Origin of the sequence: Brevundimonas sp. (assembly GCF_031412435.1) — a bacterium.
Lineage (GTDB): Bacteria > Pseudomonadota > Alphaproteobacteria > Caulobacterales > Caulobacteraceae > Brevundimonas.
Genome location: NZ_JANODA010000003.1, coordinates 61328 through 73670 on the forward strand (window position 1 = coordinate 61328; position 12343 = coordinate 73670).

Annotated in this window: 11 protein-coding genes; 2 read left to right on the forward strand and 9 right to left on the reverse strand. The window is 68.6% G+C overall.

Annotated features, from left to right (window positions below):
* Positions 1-105 precede the first annotated feature (105 nt).
* Positions 106-2520: a DNA translocase FtsK 4TM domain-containing protein gene (locus RMO01_RS00545; protein ID WP_309627098.1), complete on the reverse strand. Its 2415-nt coding sequence runs from the start codon at positions 2518-2520 to the stop codon at positions 106-108.
* Positions 2521-2713: 193 nt separating this feature from the next.
* On the opposite strand from RMO01_RS00545, the gene RMO01_RS00550 reads away from it, so the two are divergent.
* Complete coding sequence (locus RMO01_RS00550; RefSeq protein ID WP_309627099.1) at positions 2714-3967, forward strand: UbiH/UbiF/VisC/COQ6 family ubiquinone biosynthesis hydroxylase; 1254 nt, start codon at positions 2714-2716, stop codon at positions 3965-3967.
* A gap of 130 nt (positions 3968-4097) precedes the next feature.
* Here the strand turns inward: RMO01_RS00550 and RMO01_RS00555 are convergent, their stop codons facing one another.
* From RMO01_RS00555 to RMO01_RS00570, 4 genes are all read right to left on the reverse strand, one after another.
* Positions 4098-4292, reverse strand: coding sequence for a Trm112 family protein (locus tag RMO01_RS00555; RefSeq protein ID WP_309627100.1), 195 nt, complete (start codon positions 4290-4292; stop codon positions 4098-4100).
* 80 nt (positions 4293-4372) lie between these two features.
* On the reverse strand, positions 4373-5032 hold the full coding sequence (locus tag RMO01_RS00560) for an LON peptidase substrate-binding domain-containing protein (protein WP_309627101.1): 660 nt from the start codon (positions 5030-5032) through the stop codon (positions 4373-4375).
* A 10-nt stretch (positions 5033-5042) separates the two neighbouring features.
* Positions 5043-5939 (reverse strand): co-chaperone YbbN, encoded by an 897-nt coding sequence (locus RMO01_RS00565; protein ID WP_309627102.1) that lies wholly within the window; start codon positions 5937-5939, stop codon positions 5043-5045.
* Positions 5940-5979: 40 nt separating this feature from the next.
* On the reverse strand, positions 5980-6516 hold the full coding sequence (locus RMO01_RS00570) for a prolyl-tRNA synthetase associated domain-containing protein (RefSeq protein WP_309627103.1): 537 nt from the start codon (positions 6514-6516) through the stop codon (positions 5980-5982).
* A 50-nt stretch (positions 6517-6566) separates the two neighbouring features.
* Between RMO01_RS00570 and RMO01_RS00575 the strand changes: the two genes are divergently transcribed.
* On the forward strand, positions 6567-7307 hold the full coding sequence (locus RMO01_RS00575) for a DUF6065 family protein (RefSeq protein WP_309627104.1): 741 nt from the start codon (positions 6567-6569) through the stop codon (positions 7305-7307).
* A 3-nt stretch (positions 7308-7310) separates the two neighbouring features.
* On the opposite strand, the gene RMO01_RS00580 is transcribed toward RMO01_RS00575, so the two are convergent.
* The 4 genes from RMO01_RS00580 to glmS form a co-directional block, all read right to left on the reverse strand.
* Complete coding sequence (locus tag RMO01_RS00580; protein ID WP_309627105.1) at positions 7311-8177, reverse strand: NAD-dependent epimerase/dehydratase family protein; 867 nt, start codon at positions 8175-8177, stop codon at positions 7311-7313.
* 8 nt (positions 8178-8185) lie between these two features.
* Positions 8186-9418, reverse strand: coding sequence for an NAD-dependent epimerase/dehydratase family protein (locus tag RMO01_RS00585; RefSeq protein ID WP_409013023.1), 1233 nt, complete (start codon positions 9416-9418; stop codon positions 8186-8188).
* Positions 9419-9485: 67 nt separating this feature from the next.
* Positions 9486-10364, reverse strand: coding sequence for a UTP--glucose-1-phosphate uridylyltransferase (locus RMO01_RS00590; protein WP_309627107.1), 879 nt, complete (start codon positions 10362-10364; stop codon positions 9486-9488).
* A gap of 72 nt (positions 10365-10436) precedes the next feature.
* Positions 10437-12254 carry a glutamine--fructose-6-phosphate transaminase (isomerizing) gene (gene glmS / locus RMO01_RS00595; protein ID WP_309627108.1) on the reverse strand — a complete coding sequence of 606 codons (1818 nt, stop codon included), beginning with the start codon at positions 12252-12254 and terminating at the stop codon, positions 10437-10439.
* Positions 12255-12343: the final 89 nt, after the last annotated feature.

A 12343-nucleotide genomic window follows, 5' to 3' on the forward strand; every position in this document is an offset into this window, starting at 1 on the left:
TGTCGCCGTTGTGACGGGTCGGCGCGGCATCGCGATGACGCGAGCTAGACCTTATTCCGGCGGCGGGATGAAGCCCTGTTCAGGCTCGTTGGTTCCCGCGCGACCTCACGCCATCGGCGGCGGACCCGCCAGGATATCCCGCTTGCCCGCATGGTTGGCGGCCGAAACGACGCCTTCCTGCTCCATCCGCTCGATCAGGGAGGCGGCGCGGTTGTAGCCGATCTGCAGGCGGCGCTGGACGTAGGAGGTCGAGGCCTTGCGGTCGCGGGTCACCACAGCCACGGCGCGGTCGTAGAGGTCGTCGCCGGACGATCCGCCGCCCTCGTCCATCGCATTGTCGCCGTCGCCGTCCGGGTCGTCGGTGATCAGGTCCAGATAGTCAGGCTCGGCCTGCGAGCGCAGGTGTTTGCAGACCTCCTCGACCTCCTGGTCCGTCACGAACGGGCCGTGCAGGCGGGTAATGCGGCCGCCGCCGGCCATGTAGAGCATGTCGCCCTGGCCCAGCAGCTGTTCGCCGCCCTGTTCCCCCAGGATGGTGCGGCTGTCGATCTTGGAGGTGACCTGGAAGGAGATCCGGGTCGGGAAGTTGGCCTTGATGGTGCCCGTGATGACGTCCACCGACGGGCGCTGGGTCGCCATGATCAGGTGGATCCCGGCGGCGCGGGCCATCTGGGCCAGACGCTGGACCGCCCCCTCCACGTCCTTGCCGGCGACCAGCATCAGGTCGGCCATCTCGTCCATGACCACGACCAGATAGGGCATGGGTTCGGGCCGGATCTTCTCGGATTCGAAGATCGGGCGGCCCTGGTCGTCGAAGCCGGTCTGGACCGTGCGCTCGAAATGCTCGCCCTTCTTCTGGGCCTCGATGGCGCGCTCGTTGTAGCTGGCGACGTTGCGGACCCCGAGCTTGGACATCCGGCGATAGCGGTCCTCCATCTCGCGCACCGTCCATTTCAGGGCGACGACGGCCTTCTTCGGATCGGTGACGACGGGCGCCAGCAGGTGCGGAATGCCGTCATAGACCGACAGCTCCAGCATCTTGGGGTCGATCATGATGAAGCGGCATTCTGCGGGCGACAGCCGGTACAGGATCGACAGGATCATGGCGTTGACCCCCACCGACTTGCCCGAGCCGGTGGTGCCGGCGATCAGAAGGTGCGGCATCCGGGCCAGGTCGGCGACATAGGGGTCGCCGCCGATCGTTTCGCCCAGAGCCAGCGGCAGGATGTGGGCCGGCTTGCCGTATTCGGACGAGGCCAGAAGGTCCCTCAGATAGACGGTCTCGCGCTTCAGGTTCGGCAGTTCGATGCCGATGGCGTTGCGGTTCGGCACGACGCTGATGCGGCAGGCGCGCGCCGACATCGAGCGGGCGATGTCGTCGGACAGGGCGACGACGCGGCCGTGCTTCACCCCGGGCGCAGGGACCAGTTCGTACAGGGTGACGACCGGGCCGGGGCGGATCTGGTCGATGACGCCCTTGACCCCGAATTCGGCCAGCACGCCTTCCAGCATCCTGGCGTTCTGTTTCAGGGCCGTCTCGTCGACCATGCCGACGCGGGCCTGGGGTTTGGCCAGCATGCCGAGCGGCGGCAGGGAGAAGTCGCCTTCCGGCCGGACGAAGTCGAACACGGCCTGGTCGTCGTCGAGCGTCTTCTTCGAGGTCTTGGCAGGCTTGGGCGCAGCGACCTTGATCTCGTTCTCGGCGGCGCGCGGAGCGGCGTAGGCCGGGGTGTGGACCGGCTCGTCCCAGGGCAGGGGCGTGTCGGCCTCGGCCTCGGCCTCGTCGTAATCGGGCAGTTCCAGCTTCGGTGCACGGCGGGGCGCGCGGACCGGCGTGGGCTCGGTTCCCGGCTCGGGCCGGACGGGACGGCGACGCACCGGCGTGACCGGCTCGGCCGGACGGCGCAGGCCGGAGGCCCAGGCGACGCCCTCGGCGAAGTCGCTGAGGCGCAGACCCACGGCGTAGCCACAGGCCCACAGACCGAACGCGAGGAAGGCTATGCCCCCGATGATGCTGCCGCCGGGCACGCCCAGGGCGCGGAAACCGGAATCGACCAGTCCGATGACCCCGTCGCCCCACAGGCCCCCGAGGCCGGCGGCCAGCGGCCAGGCGGTCGGCGCGGCGAGGGCCGAGAGGGCGGCGGACAGGCTGAGGACGCCGCCCGAGGCGGCCAGCGCCTTCAGCGCCGTAGGCTTGAGGCGCTGCTGGATCGCGTCGCCGATCGCGGCGGCGAGGCCGAAGGCCACCGTCAGGGCGGCGGCCGGCCAGGCGGCGAGGCCCAAGGACTGCATGAACAGGTCGGCAAACAGGGCCCCGTTGGCGCCCAGCCAGTTGGTCGGGGCGGTCGACGCGGCGGCGTTCAGGCTCGGATCGGCCGGGTTCCATGACACGAGGGCCACGACCAGCAGGGTCGCCAGCAGGGCCTGCAGCACGCCGCGAAAACGCACCATGAAGGGCGCGTCCCAGATCATGAGGGCGCCCTGGACGGCGCGCTGGCTGATGGCGAGGGCTGCGGACATGCAGAAGCTCCGGACGGACTTGGAGGCCAGTGTCGCAGGCCCAGGGTTAAGGGGCTGTTTACCAGGGAGGGGTGGCTGGTGATTGGTGGCGCGTGGGTGGGTCGTGCTTCAGCCACCAGTCACGAGCCGCCAGTCACCGCGCCTGCGACCGCACGCCACTGGACGTGCGGCCCGGGCGGCGCGACAAGCGGGCATGTCCTCCCCCCATACCCATGACGTCATCATCGCCGGAGCCGGCATGGCGGGGGCGGCGTTCGCCCTGGCGGCGGCGCGCGGCGGGTTGAGGGTCGCCATGATCGATCCCCAGCCGTTCCCGGCCCAGCTGGCGCCGGCGTTCGACGGCCGGTCGACGGCGATCGCCTGGTCGACGTTCCGGATGCTGGATGCGCTGGGCGTCGGCGAAGCCATGCGGCCGCACGCCTGCCGGATGGACCGGATTCTGGTCACCGACGGACGGCGTCCCGGCGCGGCGTCGAAAGCCGCCTCGCCGGCCTTCCTGCGCTTCGACGCCGACGAGATCGGCGACGCCAACGGCGGTGAACCGCTGGGCTATATGGTCGAGAACCGGCGCATCCGTTCGGCGCTGGCCGAGGCGGTGGCGGCGACCGACATCGATCTGCGCACGCCGGGCTCGGTGGTCGGGGTCGAACAGACGCACGCCGCCGCGCGAGTGACCCTCGCCGACGGATCGGTCCTCAGCGCCCCGGTGGTCGTCGGCGCCGAGGGGCGCGGGTCGAAGGTGCGCAAGGCGGCCGGGATCGAGACAGTCGGCTGGGGCTACGGCCAGTCGGGCGTGGTGGCCACGGTCCGGCTCGGCCGCGATCACGGCAATGTCGCCCACGAGTATTTCCTGCCCGGCGGCCCGTTCGCCATCCTGCCCCTGACGGAACAGCGCGCCAGCCTGGTCTGGACCGAAACCACCCGGGCGGCCGACGCCCTGAAGGCCTGTTCGGACGAGGCCTTCCAGTCGCACCTGACCCGTCGCTTCGGCGAGTTTCTCGACGGCGCGACGCCGGAGGGGCCGCGCTTCGTCTATCCGCTGTCGCTGGAGCTGGCGACGACACTGACCGCCCCGCGCACCGCCCTGATCGGCGACGCGGCCCACGGGGTGCATCCGGTCGCGGGCCAGGGCCTGAACATGGGCCTCAAGGACGCCGCCGCCCTCGCCGAGGTTCTGATCGAGGCGATGCGGCTGGGGGAGGACATCGGCTCTGCGGTGGTGCTGGACCGCTACGCCCGCTGGCGCCGGTTCGACAATGTGGCCCTGGCGGCCGGTTTCGACGGCTTCGTGCGGCTGTTTTCAAACGATCTGCCGCCGGTGCGCCTGACGCGCGACCTGGGCATGGCCGCCGTCAACCGCATCGCCCCCCTGCGCCGCGCCTTCATGCGCGAGGCCGGCGGCGCGACGGGAGATTTGCCCAAGCTGTTGCGGGGCGAGCTGGTTTAAAGTCCTCCCCCGGCGGGGGAGGTGGCATGGAGCGAAGCGGAATGACGGAGGGGGCCAACCTCAGACACGGTGAGTGCAGCTGGCCCCCTCCACCACTTCGTGGTCCCCCTCCCCCGTTGGGGGAGGATGTCTAGTCCAGCGACCGCGCCTCTTCCGGCAGCATGATCGGCACGCCGTCGCGGATCGGGAAGGCCAGCTTGGCCCCTTTGGAGATCAGCTCATTGGCCTCGCGGTCATACTCGAGGCGACCGCGCGTGACCGGACAGACCAGCACCTCCAGCAGGCGCGGATCGACCGATGACGGGGTGTGAAAGGCATCGCTCATTTTTGTAGAGGGCTACCGCTCGCGCCGCGGGCGCTTGCTGCTTGAGCCCGGTCCTCTGCTGGATCGGTGATGGCGTCGGTCTACTGCATTGATGCCGGCGTGTCGCCGTCGCCGGTCTCGGCGGCGTCGATGCGCATCAGGGCAGTGAGGACGTCGACACGGTCGTCCAGCGCGGGCGACTCCAGAAGGGCCTGTTTCTCGGCGGGCTCGAACGGCAGGGCCATGGACAGGCTGTTGATCAGGGCCTCCTGGGGCGCGGCCTCTGCGGTCTCCCAGTCGATCTCCAGCTGACGGCGCTCGAGATAGTGTTTCAACCCGGCGAGGAAGGCCGGACGGTCGAAGGCCTCGCCCCCGTGCGGCGCCGACAGGTCGGCCTCGAACGGGGCGAAGGCGGCGCGGACCTGGCGATAGGGGGTCTGGCTCGGCAGTTCACTGGTCACGCGGAACCGGGCGATTCCGGTCAGGGTGATCAGGTAGCGGCCGTCCGAGGTCTCGGCGAAACTGGTGATTCGTCCGGCGCACCCGACCGCCGACAGGCTGGGCAGCTGGGCCGAACCGCCGGTCGGCTGGATCATGCCCAGCATCCGCTCGCCGGCCATGGCGTCGTCGATCATGTTCAGATAGCGCGGCTCGAAGATGTTCAGCGGCAGCTGACCGCGCGGCAAAAGGATGGCCCCAGGCAGCGGAAAGACCGGGATCACCTGCGGCAGGTCGACGACCTTTACATAGCCTTGGGCCATCGAACGTCCTTCAGGAAAACAGAATGGAGGACAGGCGACGACGCCCGTCCTTTGCAATGTCGGACGACAGGCCGGCGGCCTCGAACACGACCAGCAACTGCTTTCTCGCAGCCTGATCGTTCCAGTCGCGGTCGGCGGCGACGATGTCGAGCAGGCTGGTCGCCGCGCTCTTCAGGTCGCCCTCGGCCGCCTGGGCCAGGGCCAGGTCGTAGCGGGCCTGATGATCGGTCGGGTCGACCGCCACCTTGGCCACCAGCGCGGCGGTCTCGCCGGTCGGGGCGCTCGACGACAAGGCCAGCTGGGCGCGGACGGTCACGACGGAGGGCTCGGTCGAGTCCTGCGGGGCCATGGCGATGGTCTGGCGCGCCTGATCGGCGTCGCCGCCGGCCAGATAGACCCGCGCCATGCCGGCGATGGCCTTCTGGTTCTCGGGCTCCATGGTCAGGACGTGGGCGAAGGCCTGGGCCGCGCCGCCGAAATCATCGAGGCCCAGCGATTCCTCGCCCAGGGCCAGAAGCTGCTCGACGTCGGTGTTGACGCCGGCGCCGCCGGACAGCTTCTCGATGAAGGCCTTGATCTGGCTTTCCGGCACCGCGCCCTGGAAGCCGTCGACTGGCTGGCCGTCGACGAAGGCATAGACGGTCGGGATCGACTGGACCCGCAGCTGGCCGGCGTAGGCGGGGTTCTTGTCGACGTCGATCTTGACCAGTTTGACCGCGCCTCCGGCCGCCCGGACCTGTTTTTCGAGCGCCGGGGTCAGGGTCCGGCACGGGCCGCACCAGGTGGCCCAGAAGTCGACGATGACCGGCTGGATCTTCGACTGGGCGATCACGTCGTCCATGAAGCCGCCGTCGGAGCCGTCCTTGATCAGGTCGTCGGCGGAGGTCGGGGTGTCGGCGAGGGTCATCGGATCTCTATGCGGCTCAGGGTCGGTAACGCGGAAGGGCTCAGATGGTCGCGGGGGCGGCCGGCGGCAAGTCTGCGGAGAAGTCGATCACCAGCGGCTCGCGCCCGATCTCACTCATGAACCGCCGGAACGCAGCCTGCGACAGGGCCGTGGTCGCCGTATTGGTTAGGGGGTGGAAGTTGACGATGTCGGCGTCCCACAGCCGCCTGTCGATGACGAAGGTCACGCGCCGCTCCACATCGTTGATCAGTCCCAGGGCCGTGACCGACCCGGGCCGCACGCCCAGGGTCTCGACCATCAGAACCTCATTGCCGAACGACACCCGGTCCGAGCCGATGGTCCGGGGCGCGGCCTTGAGGTCGATGACCGTGTCCTGACGCGCCGAAATCAGCCACAGCCGGCCCTTCTTGTCCTTGAGGAACAGGTTCTTGGTGTGGGCGCCCGGCAGGGCGGCCTTGATCTCGTGACCCTCGTCGACGGTGAAGACGGCCGGATGGTCGTGCGTCGTCTGCCCGATCCCGCGCTCGGCCATCCAGGCTAGCAGGGTGTCGCGATTATGCAGTGGTTGAGCGGTCATGTCCGGCCGGGCTAGGAGTGGTTCCGTTCGATACCGCCCGGAGCGTCGCCTTGGAACTGGAATGCTATCCCATGTCGGCCCGGCCGCCGGATCTGGTGCCCGGGCGCCAGTCGCGGAACTGGATGGATGCGTTCGTCAGCCGGCATCCCTATCGCTGCCTGCCCCTGACCATGGCCAATACGACGGGGTGGGAGATCCTGTGCCCCTTCACCTTCACGGCGGAATGGAACGGCGGGCCGTCGCAGGCCGACATCACCATCACGCCCGAGCGGCCCCAGCCCGAGCTGGATCATTTCGTCACCTCGCACTTCTCGCGCGGGGTCCTGACCATGCATCCCCAGTATCTGTTCCGCACGCCGCCGGGCTGGGGGATGATCTGTTCGGGCTCGCCCAACCATATGAAGGACGGGATCCAGCCCCTCGTCGGGCTGATCGAGACCGACTGGCTGCCCTTCCCCTTCACCATGAACTGGCTGTTCACCCGGCCGGGCCGCGTGAAGTTCGAGCGTGGCGAGCCCTTCTGCTTCATCCACCTGGTCGAGCACCGCAAGATGGAGGCGGTCCAGCCCGTGATCCGGACGCTGGAGTCCAATCCCGTGATGAAGGGCCAGTTCGAGGCCTGGAACCGCCAGCGCACCGACTTCAACACCCGCCTCGCCTCCGGCGACCCGGATGCGGCCAAGGAGGCTTGGCAGCGGTTCTACTTCAAGGGCGAGATCCCGGAGGCCCTGGGCACGGCGCCGGAAACGCATGCGAACAAGCGCAGGCTGAAGACCCCGCGGGTGGGATGAGGCTCAGCTGGAGGCGAGGATCGCCTCCAGCCCCTCGCGCCAGGACGGATAGGCGGGTCGCCAGCCCAGTTCGGCCTTGGCGCGGGCGTTCGAGATGCGTTTCGAGTCGAGATAGAACCGCCGCATCCCCTCCGATACCGACGGATCGGTCCAGTCGACCTCGCGCGGTTGCGGCAGGCCCATGCGCCGGGCCGCGTCGGCCATGACGAGATCCACCGGCGACGGCGCGTCGTCGACAAGGTTATAGGCCGCGCCCGGCCGGGGCCGGTCCATCGAGGCGAACAGGCCGGAGACGGCGTCGTCGACATGGACTCGATTGAATATCTGGCCCGGCTTTTTCACGATCCGCGCGGAGCCGTCGCGCAGGCGGTCCACCACCGACCGGCCGGGGCCGTAGATGGCCGGCAGGCGGAACACCTGCACCGTCAGACCCATGCCTCGGCCCGCGTCGAGCCAGTCCGCTTCGGCCCGGACTCGGCGAGCGCCCTCCAGGCTGGCGGCGTTCAGGGCGTCGTCCTCGAACACCCAGCCGCCGTCGCGGTCGCCATAGACGGCGGTCGAGGAAACGTAGCCGATCCAGTCGGGATAGGCGCCCGCTTCCGTCAGGGCGGGCAGGAGAACCTTCGCCCCGGGGCAGCCGTGGCCTTCCGGCGGAGCGGTTACGAGGATGGCGGAGGCCTGACCGACCGCAGCCGCGAGGGCCGTCGTGTCTGCAGGATCGACGGCGGTGATGCCGTCGGCCTCAAGCCCGGCCCGGCGCTCCGGGTCTCGCGACGTCGCCGCCACGGACAGGCCGCGCGCCTTCGCCCCGATCAGAACGGCCCGGCCGAGATAGCCGGCGCCGAAAACCAGCAGGGACTTTTGCGCCATTTCGGGGATCAGCCGACCCGCGCCTTGGCGGGCGTCGGGGTGGATGTCGGCTCCGACGCGGTCCGGAGCGCGTCCGCCCGCTTGCCATTCCAGGCGGAGACGCAGGGGATCTTGGTCCGGTCGGCGCGGTCGGCGTAGCGCCGGGCGATGTCGGTGACGTCGGCCATCAGCCCCTCGGCGAGGGTGATCGGCTTCAGGCCCAGGTCCCTGAACTGGTCGTTGGCCACGACCAGCTCGTTCTCGTCTGCCTCAAGACGCGGATTGGCGACATTGTGGATCTCGGCGCCCGTCATCCCGGCGACCATGGCGGCCAGGTCACGGACCCGGCGGCTCTCGGTCATCTGGTTGAGGATCTTGACCCGTTCGCCCTTCTCAGGCGGATTCTTCAGCGCCAGTTCGACGCAGCGGACCGTGTCCTGGATGTGGATGAAGGCCCGCGTCTGGCCACCCGTGCCGTGCACGGTGAGGGGGTAGCCGAGCGCCCCCTGCATCAGGAACCGGTTCAGGACGGTGCCGTAGTCGCCGTCATAGTCGAACCGGTTGATCAGCCGCTCGTCCTGTCGGGTTTCTTCGGTCTGTGCGCCCCAGACGATACCCTGATGCAGGTCGGTGATCCGGACCCCGTCGTTCTTGGCGTAGAACTGGAACAGCAGGGCGTCCTGGGTCTTGGTCATGTGATAGATCGAGCCCGGGTTGGGCGGGAACAGGATCTCCTGCTCGGTCGGGCCGAAATCGGTCTGGACCGTGACCTTCAGATAGCCTTCCGGAATCCGCAGCCCGGCGGTGGTGTAGCCATAGACTCCCATGGTCCCGAGATGGGCCAGGTGGACGTCCAGCCCGCTCTCCACGATCGCGGCCAGCAGATGGTTGGTGGCGTTGAGGTTGTTGTCGACGGTGTAAATCTTGTGCCGCGCCGACTTCATCGAATAGGGGGCGGCCCGCTGTTCGGCGAAATGGACGACCGAGTCGGGCTTTTCGTCCTTGATCAGGGCGACGAGGCGGTCGAACTCCTTGCCGACCGTCATGTTGACGAAGCCGATCTCGCGACCCGAGACCTCCCTCCACGCGGCGATCCGCTCGCCCATGGTCCGGATGGGCGTCAGGGACTGGACCTCCAGCTCGTTGTCGATGTTCCGGCGGCTGAGGTTGTCGACGACGATCACATCCCAGCCGCGCGCCGACAGATGCAGCGCCGTGGGCCAGCCGCAGAAGCCGTCGCCGCCCAGAACCAGTACCTTCATCATCGTCTTCCTCTACCCGGACCCTGCCTAGCCGAAGGCGCGGGGCGGAGCAAAGCGGAGCGGTTGGCTAAAGCAGGGGCGCTATCGCCGCGCGGGCCGCAGCGCCCAGGCCCGCATGCTTCAAGCCATAGGCGACGTTGGCCCGAAGCAGGCCGACGGGGTCGCCGCAGTCGAAGGTCGTTCCTTCGTACTCCAGGGCGTGGAAGTCCTTGACCTGCATCAGCCGCGCCATGGCGTCGGTCAGCTGGATCTCGCCGCCCGCCCCCGTCTGCTGGTCGGCCAGCAGGGGAAAGATGTCGGGCGTCAGCACATAGCGGCCCGAGATGAACAGGTTCGACGGCTCGGTCCCCAGCGGCGGCTTCTCGACCATGCCGGTCATCCGGTTCAGGCGCCCTTCTCGTCCGTCCAGGGCCACGATGCCGTATTTGTGGGTCTCGCCCTCGGGCGCCGGTTCGACCACGACGACATTGCCGCCGGTCTTTTCATGGGCGTCGATGGCCTGTTTCAGGGCGGGTGTGTCGGCCATCATCAGCATGTCGGCCAGGATGACGGCGAAGGGCTCGTCACCGATCAGGTCGCGGGCGCAGAAGACGGCATGGCCGAGACCCAGAGGCGCCATCTGGCGCACGAAGCTCATCTCCCCGGGCCTTGGCAGGTCGGCGACGACCGAAGTCAGGATGTCGTCCTTGCCCTTGGCCTTGAGGATGGCCTCCATCTCATAGGCGTGGTCGAAATAGTCCTCGATCGAGGACTGGCCCCGCCCGACCACAAAGATCATGTGCTCGATGCCCGAGGCGCGGGCCTCTTCGACGATGTGCGACAGGATCGGCCGGTCGAACACGTTCAGCATGTTCTTGGGCGTCGTCTTGGCGGCGGGCAGGACCCGGGTGCCCAGACCGGCGACGGGCAGGACGGCCTTGCGGACGCGGGACGGCGATGTGGTCATGAGGCTCCCCTGACAGCGGCGGGAGCCTAACGCATGCGCCGGCGTTTCGTAGCCCCGTTGACGGTAAAATCGCTATTCGACGGTGACCGACTTCGCCAGGTTTCTCGGCTGATCGACGTCGGCGCCCTTCACCACGGCCACGTGATAGGCCAGCAGCTGGATAGGGGCGGACATCACGAGCGCCGAGATCAGGGGATCGCAGGCCGGGGCCGTGACCACGACCCTGGCGCCCGCCGGGGCGTGTTTCGCGCCCTCCGGGTCTGTGATGAAGACCACCTGCCCGCCGCGCGCCATGACCTCGCTCATGTTCGAGGCCGATTTCTCGAACCAGCTGTCGTAAGGGGCGAGGATGATGACCGGCGTCGCTTCGTCCACCAGGGCGATCGGGCCGTGCTTCAGCTCCCCGGCGGCATAGCCCTCGGCATGGATGTAGCTGATTTCCTTCAGCTTCAGCGCGCCCTCCAGGGCCAGGGCCGACATCGGGCCGCGACCGAGGTAGAGGACGTCCCGCGCCTTGGCGATCTCGGAGGCGATATCCTTCAGCGCGTCCTCAAGCCCGATGGCCTCGGCGATCAGGCGCGGCGCCTCCAGCAGGACGCGGACCAGCCGCTGCTCCTCGATCGCGTCGATCCGGCCGCGCGCCCGGGCGGCCGCGATGGCGAGGGCGATCATGACCGAGACCTGGGCGGTGAAGGCCTTGGTCGAAGCGACGCCGATCTCCGGTCCGCAATGGATCGGCCAGACGACATCAGCCTCGCGGGCGATCGTTGACTCGGTCGCATTGACGATAGCCGCCGTCTTCATCCCCGCCTGGGCGCAATGGCGGAAGGCGGCGAGGGTGTCGGCGGTCTCGCCCGACTGCGACATGGCGATGGCCAGGGCGTTGGGCCGAAGCGCGGGGCTCCGGTAGCGGAACTCCGAGGCGATCTCGACGTCCACGGGCAGGTCGGCCAGCTGTTCGATCAGGTACCGACCGATCATCCCGGCGATCCAGGAGGTGCCGCAGGCGACGATCTGGATGCGGTCGATGGCGGCGAAGTCCACCCCCTCAACGGTCGTCCGCCCCGTCAGGGTGTCGACATAGGCCGCGATGGTGCGCTGGCATCCCTCCGGCTGGTCATGGATCTCCTTTTCCATGAAGTGCCGGTAGTTGCCCTTTTCCATCAGGACGGCGGAGGCGGGCACGGTCTTGACCGCGCGCGCGACCTCCTTGCCCGAAGCGTCGAAGATCCGGGCCCCGCCGTGGGTGGCGATGACGTAGTCGCCGTCTTCCAGATAGGTGATCTTGTTGGTGAAGGGCCCCAGCGCCAGGCCGTCGGAGCCGATGAACATCTCCCCGTCGCCATGACCGACGGCCAGGGGCGGGCCGTTCCGCGCCGCCAGGATGACCTCGTCCTCGCCAGAGATCAGGACGCACAGCGCAAAGGCTCCGGACAGCCGGTCCAGTGTCGCCTTGAAGGCGTCCAGGGGCGACAGGCCCGTGGCCAGTTCCGAATCCAGCAGATGGGCGACGACCTCGGTGTCGGTCTCGGACGAGAACACGCGGCCCGCGGCGATCAGCTCGGCCTTCAGCTCGGCGAAATTCTCGATGATGCCGTTGTGAACCACGGCCACGCGGCCGGCGATGTGCGGGTGGGCGTTGGCCTCGGTCGGGGCGCCGTGGGTGGCCCAGCGGGTGTGGCCGATACCGGTCGTAGCCTCCAGCGGGTTGGCCGCCAGCACCTTTTCCAGTTCCTTCAGCTTGCCGGACGCGCGGCGACGCTCCAGCACGCCGTTGACCTGGGCCGCGATCCCGGCCGAGTCATAGCCGCGATACTCCAGCCGCTTCAGGCTTTCGATCAGACGATCCGAGACCGGCTGGATTCCGACGATGCCGATGATGCCGCACATGGTGGAAGCTCCTGCCGCAGTGTCCGGCCAAAGGTGACGGCCGGGATGGTCTGCTCTAGGACGGCCTTAAGACGCCGACACCTAAAAAG